This window comes from Microcoleus sp. F10-B2 (genome assembly GCF_036704965.1).
In the GTDB taxonomy this organism is placed as follows: Bacteria; Cyanobacteriota; Cyanobacteriia; order Cyanobacteriales; family Microcoleaceae; genus Microcoleus.
On record NZ_JAUBTB010000011.1, the window covers coordinates 1 to 18,804 of the forward strand.

The following is an 18,804-nucleotide window of genomic DNA, read 5'->3' on the forward strand; positions in this document are numbered from 1 at the left end:
CCGCCCGTCCTTTCTGGACGGGCGGGACGCCCATCCCACAAATATGTGTAAATTATTTAATTCGCGATCCTAAATTGGGCAATATAGCAATCCTCAATCATTTGCATAATTCTTGTAGGGGCAATCCCACGCCCGGTTGCCCGATAGATAGGGGGTAGGCACGGGGCACTACCCCCACAAATTTATCTGAATCATTTAGGATTGCTATATACTCGCTATTTATATGGTATATTAAATTGAGGCCTACCATCTATATTTTTTGACACCATCTCTGACTGGGATGAAAAGCAAACTGCGGCTGTTAGTATTGGTATTATTGCTATTAGGATTGTTTTTTCGCTTCGTCAACATCGACAAAAAGTTTTATTGGTACGATGAAGCATTTACTTCCCTGCGGATTTCTGGATACACGCAAACAGAAGTTCTTCATGAAATAAGCAGCGGTCAGTTAGTAGCAGCAAAAGATTTGATGAAATATCAGCGCCTCAATGCGACCAAAAATTTTGGCGATACTGTTAAAAGTTTGGCAATAGAAGAACCTCAACTGCCACCACTGTATTTTCTGGCAGTCAAGTGTTGGGCAAAACTATTCGGTGATTCTCCTGCAGCGATCAGAAGTTTCTCAGTTTGGATGAGTTTGTTAGCGTTTCCTGGTCTGTACTGGCTGTGCCGAGAATTGTTTGCACCGCCGGAAGTGGCGTGGATAGCCGTGGGATTGCTAGCAGTTTCTCCCTTGCACGTGCTTTACGCTCAAGAAGCACGTCCCTACAGTTTGTGGCAAGCCCTGATTTTGCTTTCTTGTGCCTCTCTGCTGCGAGCACTGCGGCTGCAAAATAAGCTGAGTTGGAGCATTTACGCAGTAGCAAATATTCTGGGATTTTACACTCATTTATTTAGTCTGTTAGTTGCGTTAGGACACGGAATTTATATCGTAGGAACTCAAGGTTTTACGTCGAATAAAAAGCTAGCGAGTTACTCGATCGCAATTGCCGTGTCGTTGCTAGCATTTCTGCCTTGGATGGTAATTTTACTGGTAAATAAAAGTGCAGCATCCGGGGCGACAAGTTGGGCAAATCTAGAAAGTCAGAGGCTATCTTTAGTTAAGAATTGGGCCGGAAATATCGGTCGCGTTTTTTTTGATTTGGGGCTAACTTCTAATGCTAGATCCATATATCTTATTGGTTTAGTGGCAGCGACTTTAAGTTTATTGACAATCGTAGGGTATGCAGTTTATTTTCTGTGTTCGGAGACGAACAAACAGGTTTGGCTGTTTGTATTGACGGTGATGGCGGTGACAGCACTGGCAGTGGTGCTGCCGGATGTTATATTGGGAGGAATCCGATCGACTAAAGCTCGCTACCTATTTCCGACTTATCTGGGGATGCAAATCGCTGTTGCTTACCTGTTAGCGACTAAAATTACCGCGCTGGGCGTGCCAAGCTGGAAACGGCAAATGTGGAAAGTTCTGACAGTTGTACTGTTAACCGCCGGCTTGCTGTCGAATGCCGTTAGTTCTCAAGCCGAGACTTGGTGGACTAAGGAATGGGGTCGGGAAAATCCCGAAATTGCTCGCAGGATCGATCGTGCCCCAAAGCCGCTGCTTGTCAGTGATATCTCGGAAGTCAGTCTGGGAAATATACTGTCAATGAGTCATTTGTTAGAACCGAAAGTGCGGCTGCAATTGGTGTTGCTTGACCCGAAAGCGCGCAGTCGGGCTCAGTTGTTTGACAAACCAACTATACCCAAAATTCCTAGCGGTTTTAGCGATGTTTTTGTCTACGGCCGATCGCAGAATTTTAGTGCTAAGCTGGCGAAAATGCAAAACTTGAAAATCGAGCTGCTGTCAGAACAAAAAACCGAAACGCTGTGGCTAGGCAAGTTAGTAAAAAAGTGAGGGTTTATGGAAGATTTTGGTATTATTATTGCCTGCTGCGACCAGGATTATCTGTTTGCTAAGGGTTGCTGTGCTAGCATCCGATATTTTCTGGGAGATGTGCCGATTTGTCTGTTGATTGACGGTACGTTTTCTGTGAGTGCTTTGGAAAAGTCCTACGGGGTGCGAGTTATCGATCGCACAACCGTTTCTGAAGAGGTTCTCAGAAAAAGAAGTTTTGGTTGGGGCAAAACTAAAATGATTGCTTTCTGGGAAAGTCCTTGGTCAAATTTTATGGTTTTGGATGCCGATACGATCGTTTGGGGCGATGTTCTCAAGTTGGCTAATTTTCAAGACTTTGATTTTATTGTAGACCAACCTTGTCAGGAAAATTCGGATGCAGATGTTTCAAAATTTTTCTTTGACATTCCGGGCGTTGAGAAGCATTTCCCCACTTTTAACTGGTCGAAATATCGAGCCAATTATTTCTGCACCGGTACTTTTTTTGCAAAGCGCGGCGTTTTTAGCTTGGAAGAATACGTAGAAATTTTAGATTTTACAGCGGCAAATCCGGGGATATTTAAGTACGGAGAAATGGGGTTTTTGAACTTTATGATTTTCCGGGCGGCCGGGGAAAATCGGCTGCGGGTGCAGAGTGTGGATATGCAGTTGTTGGTGCCGGATTTTGACCGGGATTTCGTGAGAAAGCGGTTTCCGGTGGAGTCTAGCGGGCCTGCGGCCGCGAGCACTCAGGCGACTGTGATTCACTGGTGCGGGCCGAAGCCAAGTTTATCGAGTGGGAAAGTTTACTCGGAACCGATGAATTTTTGCCGCCGCAAGTGTCAGGAGGATGTTTGGAACCGCACCGGTTTGGCGGCCGAAATGTCGCTGCAAGTTGAGGATTGGCAGCGATCGATCTACGTGTATAAGAATAAGTTTAAGAAGAAGTTTCGCCAGTTGGCGGGGAAGTAAGTAAGCTGTTGTGCACCTAGATTGTTTATGGTATTAGAGGGGGAGAAGGGGAGAGGGGGAGAGGATTTGACGAGTTTTGATATGGGATCGAAATATGCAATTTAAGTGCACAACAACTTAGAATTTTTTAACCGCAGATGTCAGCGGATGAACGCGGATGCACGCGGATTTGGGCTTACCTATCCAGGGGTAAAGTTGGCCCGGCTGGGGGTAAAACTTGGCGGTGAACGCTTACTTTGTGACTTTCCCGCTGAGTTTGCATTTCGACGGCGATCGCCTCAAATTCGACTTCCATGCAGCCGTAGGGAATCTCTAACTCGATACTTGCTCGGACGTTTCCCAACCCGTTAGATTTAAATTCGGTAATCCAGCGCGGGCCGTCGAGAATCAGGTAGGTTTGCCGATCGTACACCCAAACTTTCACATAAATCCGGGGCATTAATTCCGGGAGTTGCACTTGCACTTTTACGGGCCCGCCGGCGAGGATTTCGGCGCGCGGCAATTCCAAAATCGGCATCGGTACTAACTCGTCTTCTGGCAAAACGTAGGGAATCGGGGGAGTGTCTTCTGCTGCGACAGTTGCGGTTTTTTGAGCAACTTGTTTCGGCTGCGGGGGTTCGTCAAAGACGACAAATTCTCTGGCTTCCGGGCTAGTGGATTTGGGGTCGGAAATTGTTTCGCTGGTTTCCGGTTGCTGTTGGGTGGGGCTGCTTTCTTCGACAACGGCAATTGCGTCGCTGCTATTGGCGGTGGTTTTTGCAGTGGGCGACAGGGTGGTTGCTTTCAGCCAGTCGGGGGATTCGCCGTTGCTGGCTAAGGAACTCAGCCGCGACCAAAATCGACTTTCGACGTTTAAGGTTTGAAATGCCTGTTTTGTGGGTGCTGGATGGGTTTCTGGGGCGGTTGTTTCTAATTCTGGGCTGTTTTCTGGTTTTTGGTCGATCGCTCCGATTTCCGCTGTTTTAGGGGAAGTTGGGATGTCTGAGGGTTTGGTTTGTGGGTCGATCGACTCTGCGGCTGTTCGAGGCGAATTGGAGATTTCCGACAGCAATTGCGATCGGCTGCTGTCGGGCAGTTTGTTACCGAATGCGGGCAGTTCTAGCCCGCCTGCACTTGGAGTCTGACGGGAACTCAGTTGAGGGGGTAGGGCTTCAGCGGTTGGGGTTTCGGCGGGGGATGGAGGGTCTAAAGATTTTTCTACTAGCTTGAGGAAGGATACATTTTTGGCGCTGCGAGGCGGTTTTGAGGCTGTTGGGGAGGGTTCGGCTTGATGCTTTTCTTCGATGAAATTGTCTTTAATTTCCTCTAGAAGATGCTCTAAACGGGCTGTAATTGTGAATAGTTTGGTGGCTAGGGTAATGCTGCCGCTGGTGAGAATTGCTTCTCCTAAAATTAGGCGGCTTTTGCACTCGGTTGGGATGTAGGTGACGCAGGCAAAGAGGCTGGGGGGAACTTGTTCTGGCATCGGCTGCTGGATTTCTGCGAGAATTTGTGAGGTTTGGGGGTCGCGCAGGTAAATTTGCAGTTGTGCTGAACCGATGAGTTGCTTGAGTTCTAGCGCTTCGGATTCGGGGATGAGAGTTGCTGTTTTTCTGGTTTTTTGGGGGGGTTGGGGAATGTCGATTTTGCCGGAAATGATTAAGGGGCGACCGAGTTGGGTGACGAAGGTTTCTCGATCGAGGACGAGTTCGAGTTTGACGTGGGGTTTAGGTTGGGGGGTTTGGGGAATGGGAAATTGGTAGATTTTGGTCTGCTGCGGTGCTGAATCGGCTGGTGGGATTTGGGTTGGTGCGGGGCGATCGACCGGTGCGGCGATTTTTGGTGCTGCGGCGGCAGTTGCGGCGATTTTTGGTGCTGCGGCGGCAGTTGCGGGTTCGGTTTGGTCGATCGGCGGTAGGGGTTCGGAAGTTTCCGATTCTGCGGGCAATACTTCCAACTGAACGCCGTACTGCCAAGGTTTTAGTGGTGTTGATTTGGGATCTGGCAAGCAGGAGAGTTCCCACAGTCCGGGTTTGAGCCTGGTGTAGGGAATGATCACGACTAATCCTTCGGGGTTGGTGCGGGCCGATCGGCTTTGGACTTTCCGCTGCGCCCCTTCGTCGAAGGAAGTATGGGTAACGCGAATTTCGATGTCGGTGTTGGGGTGCTGAATCCGAGCAACCACACGGTATTTGCCTTCTAGAATTTCCACGTCTGAGGTTTCTAGGGGCAACCAGGCGCGATCGCCTTCTTTCTGTAGCAAAAATTCTAATTTTTTCATCTTTCTTTCCCCTTGAAGGCTCCCGCTTGATTCGTCACAGGTTGGTGGTGGTTTGTTGAGCGACAGCTACAGATATTAAATTACTTATGTTTTATAGCCTATCACCACTGTCGGTCAAGAGGCCCACTTACCAAGGACTGCCAATAATGCTGAAAGCTGCCCAATAATACGGATGGGATAAATCTTTGCTGTCGAGTTTGGGGATGGACGGGGGCAAGGGAGTTTCGCCTCGGGAACTTCGCAGTTGACCGCCTTCGATCGTCACTTTGCCTTCGATCGCGGCAATTTGTGCTTGCCTGAGAGCTTCCGCTTTAATCATTGGAGGGTCTTTTGGCCTGCTGATTTTTAACTGTTGGTAAAACTCACTCATCAGCGCGAGAGTCCCCGCATCGCTGACGTACCACAAGCTGGCGAGGGCTGATTTTGCTCCGGATTGCAGTGCTAAACCGGCAAATCCGAGTTCTGCTTCTTTGTCTCCCAAGGCGGTTCTGCAGGCGCTTAATACTAACAGTTCAAGGGGCGGATTGTTCCATTTTAAATCTCTCATTTGATCTAGTCTAAGTTGCGTGTCCCAAAATTGAATGTAGGAGTTATTTGGGGTTCCGGGGCGGAATTCCGCGTGGGTGGCGAGGTGGATGATTCCGTATTTTTGTTGCAGTCGCTGGGATTGCAAGTTTACTATAGTGAAATCTTCGTTGAGAAAGGATTGACCGGGCCACTGTCGGGCGATCGCGCTCAATTCAAACGGCACGGCAGGCAGCGGTTCTTTGTTCGCCGTTTCTGAAAAATTTGATGCTCCCATTGCTAGGACTTGGGTGTTTGTGAGGTCGGTGTAATTGCTGTCTGTGAATTTGAAGGCGGGGATACGGGCGAGGCTGTATTTTTGGATCAGAAATTGCTGTCCGTCGTGCATTGCTGCTAGGGGTACGGTTCGCAAACCTGCGCCGACGCAGAACAGCAAGGTTTCAATTTTTGCTGTTTGCAAATCTGTTTCTAGGGGTGCAATTATCCATTTGTATAGTTGTTGGGCTGGTTCTAGATAGCTGGTGGTGTTGAGTTTTACGGGGTTGGTGATTTCGCTGCCGAATTCTTGGACTGCTGAGAGCAGTTTCTCTTGTTTGGCTTCCGGGACGCTGCGGTTAATGGGCGGGCGATCGGGCAATATTAAGATTAATTCTAGTTGGTCGGTACGCGGGATCGCGTAAATTAAAGCTGGTTTTTTCTTTGTTTGAACTGCTAGGCGGGAGAGAGTTTTTGATATTGCTTGGGCGGTTTTCGCACGGGCCATAAAGTCTTGTTCAAAGTATTTTTGATAGTCTTCTTCCCAATCTTCTTCGATTCTGGTTAAGGCTTCGGTGAGGTTTCCCCGATCGAGCAAATTTCTCATTTCTTGCCCGTTAAGTCCGCCCTCGCCTGTGTTTTGGGCAATTGTAGCGAGGTTCGCGGTGCTCCAGCAGAAAAATATTGCTATCAAGCAGTAAAAAATAGCTTTTTTAATTTTTTTATGAGTCGCGTATTTTTGGCGTTGCTGCGGGGATTGATAGTGCATGGTTTTGGGGCGGTTCAGGGCGCAGTTGGCGGCAGCAGTTGGCAAAAGTTGGGCTGTGGCTGAGAATATTTGACTGTGCTGGCGATCGCGGCACGATTTTAGCATTCAAGACCAACCGCAAATATCTACCGTAGGGCGTGGATACCAGCACCAACCGACTCCCCGCACCAAGAAATTCACCATTTATGTAAACTTTTGTACATTAAGCAGAAGTTTTGCGTAAACAGGACTTAGGCAAAAAGCCGGTTTATTCATGTAAGTCCTGTTTTTTACATAGCAGCTAGGTGCATTTAACTGAGATGTTGCACCATTCTCAATAATCATTTTATGAACAGGCTTTCCGCCCTGTTCCACAAAAAAATCATCTTTTGTGGAACGGGCCGGAGAGCCCGTTCTTAAGAATGGTGCAAGATGTGAGTTTAACCGGCATTACCTCTACGGGCGTCTTTGACTTTTTGCGGCACATCCGCACTTCTCAGGTTGAATCGGGTTTTGTCTTGGTGTTGAGTGAGGAATATCATGAATCGAGCGACCATATATTGAGTAATATTAGCAAATATATTCTCTGTATTTACTTGTTTTTAAAATAATTAGGTTTTTTCGCACCAACTTATATCGTTTCTGGTTGCACTCCTTACGATCTAGAGGACACGGCAGTGCCGTTTCCCTACCCGAATTAATTGTAGGGACACGGCACTGCCGTGTCGAAAGCTGTCGGTAATATTAATTGCGATGCTACCGGATTTGATATTACTTAAAGCTCGACTGATTAATTGTTTTGCCTCGGATACCTGCCCGGTTATTTCGTACAATTCGCAGAGACTGATTTTGACCTAAGATTTTGCCTGCAAATCTCCTAATTTTTTAGTATCATTGGCGGCGGTTGCCAAGAGTTGAGCAACATAAATTAATGCGGGTTGTTCGATTTTTTTGCATGGCACGATCGTTCGGCGGTTAAAAACTCTAAAATTTATCGCACTTTTCCCGATCCAATAAGTGTGGCATATATCACTCACACCCCTAAGTTATCAATAAAAACACCTAATTATTTAGAGGATTTTACGCTATGCTGTCGATCGCTTTTTCCTTGTTGATTCTTGGTTCTCTCGCGACGATAACTGAAGCCTGCTTCCTTCCGCTATACATTGTGTGCGATCGCACTTGGCAGCGTGCGATCGGACGGGGAAATGTGTCTTAGTATTTCTTCACATATCCTGCTTTCGGTCTATGATATATGCCTTATGGCGTATTTGTGTTTAAAGCCCGTTACCGCGTACCGCTGATGAGTCAATCAACCAATTCACCGCTATCCCAACCATTTTCTCGAAGAACCGCCCTGAAATTCCTCGGAGTCGGTGCCGCCGGCGGGCTGCTGGGCTACTCTCGATTTTCCAAGCCAGAGCCCGCCGTTTTTGTGCAAGATTCTCTTGACTTGCCGCGAATGCTGAATCAGCGCAAAACCGTTGCAGTTGTCGGGGCAGGCTTGGCCGGGCTCGCCTGTGCTTACGAACTCTCCCAGCGGGGTTTCGCCGTAATATTGCTAGAGAAATCGCCCCAACTCGGCGGCAAAATTGCTAGTTGGCCGATTCAAGTCGGGAACGAAACTTTTATGATGGAACACGGTTTCCACGGTTTTTTTCCGCAATACTACAACCTCAAAAGTGTGGTTGAAGAACTAGAAATTACCGATAACTTTGTATCTTTAGAATCCTACGCCGTTCTGTTTCGAGACGGCAAATACAAACCCGAAGTTTTCCGTCCGAACCATTCAGCTTTCCCCTGGAATATAGTTGACTTGGGGATATCTTCTCCCAATCGGCTCAAGTGGGGAATCAATCTGACAAAACCCGCTCACTGGCAAGTGTTTCGGGAAATCGGCGGTTTTCAAACTCAAAAAACTTTCGATCGCCTCGACAATATCTCAGTTGCCGACTGGGTAAAAGGTGAATTCCCGCGCGGGCTTTATGACTTGTATTTTCTGCCTTTTGCCAAGTCCAGCCTCAACGCTCCCGACGAATTGAGCGCGGGAGAATTAATGCAATTCTTCCACTTTTACTTTTTTGGAAATCCAGAGGGTTTGGCATTCAACGGCACGCGGCAAGATATGGGCACGAGTTTGGTGCAGCCTATTGCCAAAGCCATTGAAAGCAAAGGCGGCAAAGTATTGACAGATGTCGCAGTCAGTGACATTCGCTGGGAAAACGGTCAGATTGATTCTTTGACTTACCAGTCGGCAGACGTGCAAACTAAAATACCTTTTTGGGTAAAGCGAAACGCGCTGTTAACTGACAGCAACTCTACCGAATATTTCGGCGCTGGGGACAGCGTATTTGCCGCCGCACCGTCGGGTAAAGAGGCAATTTCTCTGAGCTGCACTCACCAAGGCTGCACAGTTCAGAAACAGAAAGACGGTCAATTTCACTGTCCTTGTCACGGTGCCGTTTTTGATGCCGAAGGACGAGTTGTCAGCGGGCCTGCTCAGCGGGATTTGCCTCGATTTAAGGTAGTCGATGAAAAAGCAGATGAGGTACAGTTGGTTTCCGCCGCGAACAATTCCCAGACGCAGAATTTTGCGGAAACTTTGAAGGCTGATTATTATGTTTTTGCGGCAGATGTTCCGGGGATGCAGCATTTGTTTAGTTTGGCCAGCGGTGAGGTAAATCCGCAGGTGCACAGCCGGATCGAGAGCTTAAAAATAGCCGATCCGTTTGCGGTGGGCCGTTTTTGGTTCGATCGCGATTTTCCCTGGGATCACAGCAATTTCAGTTCGCTTTCCGGCTACAAACTGACTGACAGCATTACGCTTTACCACCGAATTCAGGATCGGTTCATCGAGTGGAATCAGAAAACTGGCGGTAGTGTTGTGGAACTGCACGCTTATTGTTACAAGGAGAACGAATTTCCAAACCAGGAAGTTTTGCTGGCGACTTTTGAGCAAGAATTGTACGAAATTGTACCGGAATTAAAAGAGGCAAATATGCTGCACCGGGAATTGGTAAATCAAAAGAATTTCTCTGGATATCCGCCCGGTAGTTATGCGGAAAGACCAGAAACTTGCTGCGCTGTTCCCAATCTGTTGTTTGCGGGAGATTGGGTAAAAATGCCGTTTCCTTGCGGTTTAATGGAAAGGGCGGTTAGCAGCGGTTTGTTGGCAGCTAATGCTATTTTATATCAGGAGGGTTTGCAGAGGCGATCGCTCTTGACGGTGAATCCCGAAGGCGTCTTAAAAATCTAAGGTTTGCAGCGGGGCGGGTTTTATCAATCGTCAATTATTGGCTGCTATTCTCGGTGAAACCCGCCCCCAGCCATACCATTTGAGATTTGAGATTTGAGATTTGAGATTTTAATAATTGCGAATGACCCGCCCCAAAATGGATACCGTGCCACGTACTCCTGTCGTGGAGAGATAAAAATTTGCTATCCTACTTCAACCTCCCAGATTCATTTGTGGAGTAAATCTAAAATCTCAAATCTCAAATCTAAAATCGACTGACTGATTCAATCAGGGTTGGGAGGTTTGCTACAGTTGCATTCTTTTTTTAAGATAAGTTATGGTTTGTGGGTGTGGTTTCGGTGAGAATAAAAAGCAGAGCTTGCAAAAAAAATATCTGCGTTGAGCTGGGTGCATCTGCGGTTAAAATAGTCAATAAGTATAAAGCAATAATAGATGCTGAAGAATAACTGCAAAATTCGCAATAAATCTGTAATGTTTGATGCTTTTGCAACAGAATACGATTTCGCCGCCACTTTGCAAAGCCAGAATGATTTCTTTATTAAAAACCTATCGACTAGCAAAGGTGCAGCATTAGATATTGGCTGCGGCTCTGGAATTCTGGCTTTTGAATTAGCCCAGTATTACGATAATGTAGTCGCCGTCGATTTATCAGCAAAACTGCTGGCTATAGCCAGTCAAAAACGCTCAGCTCCTAATATCGAATACATCCAAATGGATGCCAGTAAATTAGTGTTAGACCGCAAATTTGATTTAATAGTTAGTGCTGCCACTTTCCACCACTTGCACAATCTCCCCGCCGCCCTCTCTGCAATTAAAAAAATGTTAAATCCGCACGGAAAAATCGTCTTTTTAGATAATATATCGGAAGTCGAAACACCTGCTACAATAGGCTACATATTAGGTGCAGCGAGAGATTTTATTCCTGACTGTTCCAAATACGGATTTCGCAATGCTTCAAGATTATTAAGATTTCGATTGTCGCCTGGGTGGTTGAAGCATTTAGCTAGCGACAGGTATTTGTCAGAACGGAGATTTAGAAAAATTTACGGTCGTTGCTTTCCGGGCTGTTATTTTGTAAAATTGGGTTGTTTTATGGGCGTAATTTGGGAACATTTGTAATGCAAAACAACGCGATAAAATCCGAATCTGCAAGGGGACAAAAAACTCACATCCGCCAGTTGGCCATTAATCTCGATCGCTGGTATGCGATCGCCCGCAGCACCGAGGTGCAAACTCAGCCGCTAGCTGCGAAAATCTGGAATCGGGCGATCGTACTTTTCCGCGACAGTGCAGGCAAAATCAATGCTTTAGAAGATAGATGTCCGCACCGACAAGTTAAACTCAGCCACGGCCAAGTTAAAGGCGATTTAATCGAATGTGCTTACCACGGATGGCGGTTAAATGCAAGGGGAGAATGCGCCGAAGTCGATTATTTAGCAGAAAATCAAAAGCTACCTAACTGCAAAATTCGCTCCTATCCAATCCAGGAAAAAAACGGTTTTATCTGGCTGTTTCCCGGGGACGAAACCAAAGCCGAAAAAATAGATTTATTAGATTTATCAGAGTGGGAACATCTCAATTATATTGCCACAGTTTCAGTCATCGACTGTCAGGCACACTATTCATTTTTAATTGAAAACTTGATGGATATGTACCACGGACACTTGCACGATGATTGGCAAGCTTGGGCAAATCCGGTGTTAGATACTTTAGAAGAAAACGAGCATCAAGTAACTGCTCGCTATCAGGCACAAAGTTATTACAAAATAGATAAAATTTGGTCAATTTCTCAGTTATTTTTTAAATCTCTGCGCCGACTGCACCCGGAACCGTTAGAGGTGAGCTACGTTTACCCGCACTGGGTTTCAACTTTGGGGAGCGACTTTAAGATTTACTGCTTGGTTTGTCCGGTTAGCGAGACAGCAACTCGCGCTTATTTAATTCATTTTACCTCATTAAATGCGTTTTGGCGGCTGCACAAATTGCCTGTTTGGTTTCGCAAGTTTATTAAAGATATTTGTTTCGGTGCTGCTCAAAAGTTATTAGATGGTTTGGTGCGGCAGGATGTGTTAATGATTGAAGAAGAACAGCAGGCTTTTTTGCAGAATTCAGAAAGAAAGAATTATGAATTAAATCGGGCTTTAAACAGCGTGCAAAGGTTGATGAGAAGTCAGGCAGAAAATGAATAATTCAGTCTCAGATTGAAGCCTGCACAGGCTAATATGTATATTTCACAAAAATCAGAGAAGTATAACCGAGGGAAATTCGGCTATTCCTGAACGCAGAAATTGTATTTGGATGCGTTAGGATTTAGGCTAACAGTTACATTAAAAGAAGATGAATTGGCGATCGGATAATAAAAGCAATCGCAATTCATCTACGTTAATCTGCGTTAATCTGCCCCTATCTGCGGTCAAAAAATCTAAATTCCGCCAGCACAAACTTTACTTTTTAGGCCGCTGCTGCTGGTAAACGCTGATAACTTTATCGGCATAAGTAGCAGTTGCGCCACTTTTACAAGCTGCGGAGTCCCCAGTCATCCACCAGCAAGCGGCGCGGCGTACAGCGGTTAATTCATTGTTGCTGCTAGCTTTGTATTCGTCGCGCAGCAAATCGCCCACGATACAGGTAACAATTGATTTGGCTTTTGTCGCGTCGGCCTCAAATTGTTGGGGTGTTAAATCTTGTTTGGTACAGAATTTTGCCCAGCGGGAAATATTGTTCGGTAAAACTTGCCACTGACTGTACATTCCGTCATTTGCGGCTTGTGGCGGGGCGGCTTGTCGCAGCGCTTCTACGAGGGCGGAAACTTGCGCGTCGGTGACTGCTTGCGCTGCTGCTGGAAGTGATTGCAATCCGAGGCTAATTATCAGGCTGCCGAATAGTAGATTGGTTTTTGCGATCGATTTAAAATTCATTCACAATGCCCTGTTTAATTTAAACTTTGTTCCCTCAAACAAGGTTTACTATTTTGTCGCTCGAATACCTCTGTCTTAAGTATGATTTGGTGGTTGAATGGACTGTCGATCGCCCTTACGATAGAAATTGTTAATCAAGTACGATAAAATCATGGAAGTACAACCGAGAGAAATTAGACGTTACACTACAGCAGAGGGTAGGGCACCATTCACCGAGTGGCTTGATACCATCCGCGATCGGAATGTTAGAGTTAGAATCAAATCTAGGCTTGACCGAGTTGAGCAAGGTAATCTCGGAGATTTCAAGTCAGTGGGACAAGGAGTTTTTGAACTCATAATTAATTATGGCCCGGGCTACCGCGTCTACTTCGGACAAGTCGGCTTGACAATTGTGGTAATCCTCATAGCTGGGGATAAAAGCACCCAAGAACAGGACATTCGACAAGCTATAGAATACTGGACAGATTATGAAAAACGTGAAAGCACCGACAAGTGATAGCTACCGCGAGTACCTAATTGAATCTCTCAAAGAGCCGGAAGAAGCTGCTGGTTTTATCGGGGCTATATTGGAAGAAAAAGACCCTGAACCCGCACTTTTGAGAAATGCCATCAGAAAGGTAATTGAGGCTCGAATCAGGATGAATGCTCTTTCGGAGTCAGCAAAAGAACATCACGAAAAACTTGACAAGATGTTGACCGAAAGCGGCGGTTTGAAAATTTACAGCTTTGTAGAATTGCTCGAAGCATTAGGATTTAAATTAGAAATTACTGTCGCAGATACTGAGTTGTCGGCTGAGTCGGAATCAACGGATTTTGGGGAATCATAATTATCGCCCGAACCAGCTAATTTATAGCAGATTGCAGATTCATTTCGATCTAAATAAAGGTTGATGTTGGTTATCTGTTGTGTGGGGGCGGGTTTATATAGATTGTTTGCGGGTATTAAATATTATTCGTGAAACCCGACCCTACATATCATCACAAAATCTAACAATCGGTGAGCCATTTCTAGCTTGCTGCAAGGTGCAATTTCTACTTGCTTGCCGGCGGCATTAATTAATATTGCTTGATTGGTATTGCTGCCGAAACCTGCACCTATTCGATCGATCGGGTTTGCGGCAATTACATCCAGTTTCTTCGCCCGCAATTTCTCCAAAGCTGGCTTGACAATATCTCCAGTTTGTGCTGCAAACCCGATTAATTTTTGGTGCGGCTGTTTCAATTTTCCCAACTCTGCCACAATATCCGCTACCGGTGTCAAAGGCAAACAATTCGGGAGCGATCGCTTCGGCAATTTTTCACTGCTGTACTCAGCCGGCTTCACATCCGCTACCGCCGCCGCCATCACCGTCAAATCCGCCTCTTGAAAGCATTGCAGCATCGCCTGCCGCATTTCTCGTGCACTGGTAACTGCGATCGCCCGCACACCTGAGAGCGGCAATTCGCCAGTTATACTGTGTACCAGCGTCACTGTAGCGCCGCGGTGCTGTGCAGCTTGCGCCAAAGCTATACCCATTTTGCCAGTGGAAGGATTGCCGATAAACCGCACCGGATCGAGGTGTTCCCGCGTTCCTCCCGCACCGATCAACACCCGAATGCCCGCTAAATCTCGATCGCCCTTCGCATACAACAGCGATTCAATATGAGGCAAAATCTCATAAGGTTCTGCCATCCGGCCGACACCCGCGCGATCGCACGCCAGCATACCCGCCCCCGGATTCGCAGCATGATACCGCCGATAACTCAAAACTTCCCGCCAATTCCGCTGCACCGTCGGCTGTTCCCACATATCCGTATTCATCGCCGGTGCCAGCAAAATTGGGCAAGTAGAAGCTAAGACAGTATTAGTCAACAAATTATCAGCAAAACCCCCCGCCAACTTAGCCAAAGTATTAGCTGTCAAAGGAGCAATAACAAAAACTTCCGCCCATTCTCCCAGTTGAATGTGCAAAGGGCGGCCGTGACTTGCTTGCCAAAAATCTTTGTCCGTAAAAGCAGGATGGCGGCAAAGAGTAGCAAAAGTCAAAGGCGTTACAAACTCCTCAGCCGCATCAGTAAGAATAGCTTTAACTTCCGCTCCCGCTTTCGCTAAAGTTGAAACTACTTCGCAAACTTTGTAAGCCGCAATCCCGCCACTAACGCCGATTAAAATTCGTCTGCCTTTCATGATTTTTGGTAATACAGCAACCTTCGAGGTTATGAGAACTTGATGAATTCCTGAAACCAGTGCGAATAATTGCCCGATCGCATCTCCTCATTCTTTCTTCCTTCTTCCTTCTTCCTCATTCTTTCTTCCTTCTTCCTTCTTCCTTCTTCCTTCAGCCATAAAAAAGAATCAAGAAAGAAATTAAGATAAAAACAGACTAAAATCCCTAATTCATCTGTTTAATCCGCAACAAAATATGGTGCTAACTTCTTCCTCAATTCTGTCGAAAATTTTAAGCTAGATTTTTAAGTCTATGCTTCGTCGTAGGCTTCCATATCCAGAAGGTGGAGATAAGGTTCAACCAGCTCCGGCCGCTGAAAAGCAAGCGATCGCAACAAATGCCAATCATTCAATCCCTCAAAAGGATCTGTATAATCGTCAACTTCCAAACGGACAGCCAATTCTGCCACGTCCTGAGAAGTAAGTACAGCAATATCGCGCGATGCTTTGGTTAAAGTTTTCATTTTTTTCCCCTGCCCGAGACTTCCGCCATACTATATACTAAACCTTTAATCAGATTTCGACACAGTTTCTACAACAAAACTTCGCATTACCTCTATAACTTCCGGCAGAATCTCGTGTCCCATGTTAAATTCTTGATACTGCACCGCAGCTTCCCAAGCCGTCAAACTCTCGCGCGATCGCACACCAGCACTAACGGGAACAATAGTATCTTGAGTACCGTGCACGATTAAAACAGGTGGCAAAGCACTGCCCGCAACTGGCGAAATCGACGGGTGTAAATAACCGCTCAGACAAATTAAACCGGCTGCGGGCAAAGTCAATCCCACATCTAGAGTCATCGCTCCACCTTGAGAAAAACCACCTAAAATTGTCCGAGACAAAGGCACGCCCGTGCTGCTTTCCAAAGACAGCAAAAATTCCCTCAGCAATTGTCGGCTTTCTACCAATCCCTGAGCGTCTTTGTTTTGAAGGTCATACCACATTTTGCCGCCCATTACATGGGGATGAGGAAACGGGGCATCGGGAAACACAAACTGATAATCCGGCAGATTGAAAGCCGGTGCTAAGGAAGTCAAATCCCGAGCATTAGCACCCCATCCGTGCAAAGCGACAATCAAAGCGACAGGTTTGCGATCGGTTTGTGGCGGAATGCTAATAAATTGTAAAGACATCGTAGTTAGTAATTGGTAATCTGGCATTGCTAAAATTATAAATTGTAGCGGCGGCTAAAACCCCAGATATTTGTTTTGGTGAGCTTTGACTAGAAATTAGCACGCGCTTGCCAATAACTATAACCGTTGACTGTTGACTGTTGACTGTTGACTGTTGAAAGTAGAGTGGGAAATCCGAAACTTTCCCAGGTAGAGTTCGGATAATTCACATTTTATAAACAGGAATTAGGGAGCCTCTCATCTTTGTAAAAACACTTCTTCTGGCTCCTTCTTTCTGACTCTTTCCTCCTGCCTCGGGCCCCGCAGCCTCGGGCCTCGGGCCTCCAAACTCCTATTTCTAGCTGGGCTACTTTCATTGAGATGTTCCCAGTAAGACTCAGCTAAAACCGAGATTTCTCCCGCTCATTCAAATTGACACCTACCGCAGGTGAAACCTTAGAAACAGATTGCTCGAACTGTTGCCGTATGGGTATCTCAATCCAGAATTCAGTTCCCTCTCCCGGAGCCGATACGCACCTGAGCGAACCGCGATGTTTTTCCACTATTTGATAGCCGATAGACAATCCCAATCCAGTACCTTTCCCTACAGGTTTGGTAGTAAAAAACGGCTCAAACAAACGTTTTTTTACATTTTCCGTCATGCCCGCTCCATTGTCAGCGATTCGCACGCACACACAATTAGAATTTAAAATTTCAGTGCGAATCCGAATAGTAGGTAAAAATGCCGAAGTCGATGGATTTTCCACGATGTAAAAATAATGATTTGTTTCGTCATATAAAACATCAATGGCATTAGTCAAAACATTCATAAATACCTGATTTAATTGTCCCGCCCAGCACTCCACCAAGGGCAAATTTCCGTATTCTTTGATGACCTGGATGCCCGGAAAATCAGCTTTAGGTTTCAGCCGACTATCCAAAATCATCAAGGTGCTGTCAATGCCTTGGTGAATGTCAACCGACTTCATTTCAGCTTCATCCAAGCGCGAAAAATTCCGCAGAGAAAGCACGATTTGACGGATGCGTTCAGCTCCCAAGTTCATAGATTTTAGGATTTTAGGCAAGTCTTGACTGATAAAATCCAATTCTATCTCTTTTAGTTTCGCTTGCACTTCGGGCGTTGGGTTCGGATATTGCTGCTGGTATATTTCTACAAGTTCCAGCAAGTTTTGAGTATATTCGCCTGTATGGATCAGGTTGCCAGAAATGAAGTTGACAGGATTGTTAATTTCGTGGGCAACTCCAGCCACCAACTGCCCCAAGCTGGACATTTTTTCAGTTTGGATTAGTTTAAATTGAGCTGCCTGCAAATTTTTTAGTGCTGTTTCTAGTTCAGCGGTGCGGTGTTTTAGTTGAATTGTACGATCGTACACTTGCTGTTCTACTTTTGCGGTACGTTCTACAGACATCAACAGGTAAATCGTCAAGCTGCCAGTCATCAATAGCCCGATCGCGCCAATTGCCAGCGAACCCTGATGAGTCCTCAGACTTTTGTACCCCTTTCCAGGCAAAACTAGCAGCATCCACTGGCGGTCTGCTACGTTAAATAGGCGAATGCAAGCACTCGGATATTGACAGATTGTTCCCCGCAAATTAGCTAACTCTGACTTTTCGTGTTTTGGGCGATCTATCAACTGCTTAGCTTGTGAGTCGTATCGCACCAGAAAGCGTTCTTTCTCTATAGCAGAGTTGTCATAGAGGTAAAAATTAATGTTGTCTAAATTTAGCGATTCTAAAGAGTAATCGACCATATTGGTAATCTGAAACAGACCCGCAATAACTCCCATGAGGTTTTGGCGGCTGTTGACCGAGTTATCTGCAGAATTTGTGCGGCGGGGTACTGGTAGAAATACTTGCAATCCCGGTTGATTGTTGCTGACTAATCTAATCCGCCCGGAAGCCGCTATTTTCCCGGTATTCACCGATTTCTCTAAAGCTGCTTTGCGCTCGGGGTTGGAGGCAACATCAAAACCGAGCAGTTTGTTATCTTCTTCTAGTGCTTCTCTGTAGGTAATTGGAAAATATTCCGATCGCACTTTTGCTTCGATCGGCTGTTGGTCAGGAGCTCGCTCGTAAATTTGAAATGCCGGAAAACCTTCGGCTCGAATTGTCCGTTCGTAAGCTGCTTTTTGGGCAGCAGGCACGCGCCGAATCCAGTTAACAGAATGTATAGCAGAATTTCGGGAAAGTGCAGGTTGAGCGAATTGCTTAAAATCTTGTCTGGTAACTTCAGTAGATCCCCTGTAGAATGCTTCAAGTGAGTACAGAAATTCTAAATTTTTATTGATGCTTTGCTGCAATGCCACATTCAGGCGATCGGCTTGCTGATGAAATTCAGCTTGCATTCGTTGGTTTTCCCCATGCCAAACGACCGCTGCGGCTGCCAAGGACAAGCTTGTACCGGTGCAAAGAGTCAGCGCTGCTGGAATGTAGCGACGGTGAGACAGTAAAATTTCCGTCAGCGAATTAAACCAATTGCTCGCAACATTCATATTCCCAAACCTTCTGCCACCGGAGTGTAATTCGTTTAAATACTTGTGAAATTCCTTGATAGCACGAAGGGCAGCGCAGAAACTAAATTGTCTAAAAACTTATAATCGCACGAATAGGACTTACCCTGAGAAAGCCGAGTTATACCAAAATATTGGTGTGATA

The 18,804-nt window shown here is 46.1% G+C and carries 15 protein-coding genes; 8 read left to right on the forward strand and 7 right to left on the reverse strand.

The annotated features are described in order from the left end of the window. The first annotated feature begins 280 nt into the window (after window positions 1-280). Window positions 281-1,894 (forward strand): glycosyltransferase family 39 protein, encoded by a 1,614-nt coding sequence (locus tag QUA99_RS06235; RefSeq protein WP_333240354.1) that lies wholly within the window; start codon window positions 281-283, stop codon window positions 1,892-1,894. A gap of 6 nt (window positions 1,895-1,900) precedes the next feature. Beyond that, complete coding sequence (locus QUA99_RS06240; protein WP_333240356.1) at window positions 1,901-2,845, forward strand: hypothetical protein; 945 nt, start codon at window positions 1,901-1,903, stop codon at window positions 2,843-2,845. Between the two features lie 175 nt (window positions 2,846-3,020). Here QUA99_RS06240 and QUA99_RS06245 read toward each other — a convergent pair whose 3' ends face one another. Then, window positions 3,021-5,105, reverse strand: a complete 2,085-nt coding sequence (locus QUA99_RS06245) for a hypothetical protein (protein WP_333240358.1) — start codon at window positions 5,103-5,105, stop codon at window positions 3,021-3,023. Window positions 5,106-5,232: 127 nt separating this feature from the next. Then, window positions 5,233-6,759, reverse strand: coding sequence for a CHAT domain-containing protein (locus tag QUA99_RS06250; protein WP_333240360.1), 1,527 nt, complete (start codon window positions 6,757-6,759; stop codon window positions 5,233-5,235). 296 nt (window positions 6,760-7,055) lie between these two features. Here QUA99_RS06250 and QUA99_RS06255 point away from each other — a divergent pair, with 296 nt between their 5' ends. The 4 genes from QUA99_RS06255 to QUA99_RS06270 all read left to right on the forward strand — a co-directional run bounded on the left by QUA99_RS06255 (window position 7,056) and on the right by QUA99_RS06270 (window position 12,078). Further along, on the forward strand, window positions 7,056-7,244 hold the full coding sequence (locus QUA99_RS06255; RefSeq protein WP_333240363.1) for a hypothetical protein: 189 nt from the start codon (window positions 7,056-7,058) through the stop codon (window positions 7,242-7,244). A 644-nt stretch (window positions 7,245-7,888) separates the two neighbouring features. After that, window positions 7,889-9,889, forward strand: coding sequence for an FAD-dependent oxidoreductase (locus QUA99_RS06260; protein ID WP_445250984.1), 2,001 nt, complete (start codon window positions 7,889-7,891; stop codon window positions 9,887-9,889). A gap of 432 nt (window positions 9,890-10,321) precedes the next feature. Beyond that, window positions 10,322-11,008: a class I SAM-dependent methyltransferase gene (locus QUA99_RS06265; RefSeq protein WP_333240365.1), complete on the forward strand. Its 687-nt coding sequence runs from the start codon at window positions 10,322-10,324 to the stop codon at window positions 11,006-11,008. Then, complete coding sequence (locus QUA99_RS06270; RefSeq protein ID WP_333240367.1) at window positions 11,008-12,078, forward strand: aromatic ring-hydroxylating dioxygenase subunit alpha; 1,071 nt, start codon at window positions 11,008-11,010, stop codon at window positions 12,076-12,078. The genes QUA99_RS06265 and QUA99_RS06270 overlap by 1 nt, the downstream gene beginning before the upstream one ends. Window positions 12,079-12,333: 255 nt before the next feature. Here the strand turns inward: QUA99_RS06270 and QUA99_RS06275 are convergent, their stop codons facing one another. After that, window positions 12,334-12,807, reverse strand: a complete 474-nt coding sequence (locus QUA99_RS06275) for a hypothetical protein (protein WP_333240369.1) — start codon at window positions 12,805-12,807, stop codon at window positions 12,334-12,336. Between the two features lie 151 nt (window positions 12,808-12,958). Here QUA99_RS06275 and QUA99_RS06280 point away from each other — a divergent pair, with 151 nt between their 5' ends. Both QUA99_RS06280 and QUA99_RS06285 read left to right on the forward strand, forming a co-directional pair. Beyond that, window positions 12,959-13,303: a type II toxin-antitoxin system RelE/ParE family toxin gene (locus tag QUA99_RS06280; RefSeq protein WP_333240371.1), complete on the forward strand. Its 345-nt coding sequence runs from the start codon at window positions 12,959-12,961 to the stop codon at window positions 13,301-13,303. Next, window positions 13,275-13,634 (forward strand): transcriptional regulator, encoded by a 360-nt coding sequence (locus tag QUA99_RS06285; RefSeq protein WP_333240373.1) that lies wholly within the window; start codon window positions 13,275-13,277, stop codon window positions 13,632-13,634. The genes QUA99_RS06280 and QUA99_RS06285 overlap by 29 nt, the downstream gene beginning before the upstream one ends. A 122-nt stretch (window positions 13,635-13,756) precedes the next feature. Here the strand turns inward: QUA99_RS06285 and coaBC are convergent, their stop codons facing one another. The 4 genes from coaBC to QUA99_RS06305 form a co-directional block, all read right to left on the reverse strand. Further along, window positions 13,757-14,974 carry a bifunctional phosphopantothenoylcysteine decarboxylase/phosphopantothenate--cysteine ligase CoaBC gene (gene coaBC / locus QUA99_RS06290; RefSeq protein ID WP_333240375.1) on the reverse strand — a complete coding sequence of 406 codons (1,218 nt, stop codon included), beginning with the start codon at window positions 14,972-14,974 and terminating at the stop codon, window positions 13,757-13,759. Window positions 14,975-15,264: 290 nt separating this feature from the next. Then, window positions 15,265-15,477: a protein IsiD gene (isiD, locus tag QUA99_RS06295; protein ID WP_006632739.1), complete on the reverse strand. Its 213-nt coding sequence runs from the start codon at window positions 15,475-15,477 to the stop codon at window positions 15,265-15,267. A gap of 45 nt (window positions 15,478-15,522) precedes the next feature. After that, window positions 15,523-16,149, reverse strand: a complete 627-nt coding sequence (locus QUA99_RS06300) for an alpha/beta hydrolase (RefSeq protein ID WP_333240442.1) — start codon at window positions 16,147-16,149, stop codon at window positions 15,523-15,525. 380 nt (window positions 16,150-16,529) lie between these two features. After that, the gene (locus QUA99_RS06305) at window positions 16,530-18,641 is read right to left on the reverse strand and encodes a CHASE domain-containing protein (protein WP_333240377.1); all 2,112 of its coding nucleotides are present in this window, start codon (window positions 18,639-18,641) and stop codon (window positions 16,530-16,532) included. Between the last annotated feature and the right edge of the window lie 163 nt (window positions 18,642-18,804).

Bases quoted from the DNA above. Each gene is read 5' to 3' on its own strand.
- QUA99_RS06285 (WP_333240373.1), top strand. From the start codon at position 13,275: ATGAAAAACGTGAAAGCACCGACAAGTGATAGCTACCGCGAGTACCTA.
- coaBC (WP_333240375.1), bottom strand. From the start codon at position 14,974: ATGAAAGGCAGACGAATTTTAATCGGCGTTAGTGGCGGGATTGCGGCT.
- QUA99_RS06265 (WP_333240365.1), top strand. From the start codon at position 10,322: ATGCTGAAGAATAACTGCAAAATTCGCAATAAATCTGTAATGTTTGAT.
- QUA99_RS06300 (WP_333240442.1), bottom strand. From the start codon at position 16,149: ATGTCTTTACAATTTATTAGCATTCCGCCACAAACCGATCGCAAACCT.
- QUA99_RS06305 (WP_333240377.1), bottom strand. From the start codon at position 18,641: ATGAATGTTGCGAGCAATTGGTTTAATTCGCTGACGGAAATTTTACTG.
- QUA99_RS06235 (WP_333240354.1), top strand. From the start codon at position 281: ATGAAAAGCAAACTGCGGCTGTTAGTATTGGTATTATTGCTATTAGGA.
- isiD (WP_006632739.1), bottom strand. From the start codon at position 15,477: ATGAAAACTTTAACCAAAGCATCGCGCGATATTGCTGTACTTACTTCT.
- QUA99_RS06280 (WP_333240371.1), top strand. From the start codon at position 12,959: ATGGAAGTACAACCGAGAGAAATTAGACGTTACACTACAGCAGAGGGT.
- QUA99_RS06270 (WP_333240367.1), top strand. From the start codon at position 11,008: ATGCAAAACAACGCGATAAAATCCGAATCTGCAAGGGGACAAAAAACT.
- QUA99_RS06250 (WP_333240360.1), bottom strand. From the start codon at position 6,759: ATGCTAAAATCGTGCCGCGATCGCCAGCACAGTCAAATATTCTCAGCC.
- QUA99_RS06240 (WP_333240356.1), top strand. From the start codon at position 1,901: ATGGAAGATTTTGGTATTATTATTGCCTGCTGCGACCAGGATTATCTG.
- QUA99_RS06255 (WP_333240363.1), top strand. From the start codon at position 7,056: ATGGTGCAAGATGTGAGTTTAACCGGCATTACCTCTACGGGCGTCTTT.
- QUA99_RS06275 (WP_333240369.1), bottom strand. From the start codon at position 12,807: ATGAATTTTAAATCGATCGCAAAAACCAATCTACTATTCGGCAGCCTG.
- QUA99_RS06260 (WP_445250984.1), top strand. From the start codon at position 7,889: ATGCCTTATGGCGTATTTGTGTTTAAAGCCCGTTACCGCGTACCGCTG.
- QUA99_RS06245 (WP_333240358.1), bottom strand. From the start codon at position 5,105: ATGAAAAAATTAGAATTTTTGCTACAGAAAGAAGGCGATCGCGCCTGG.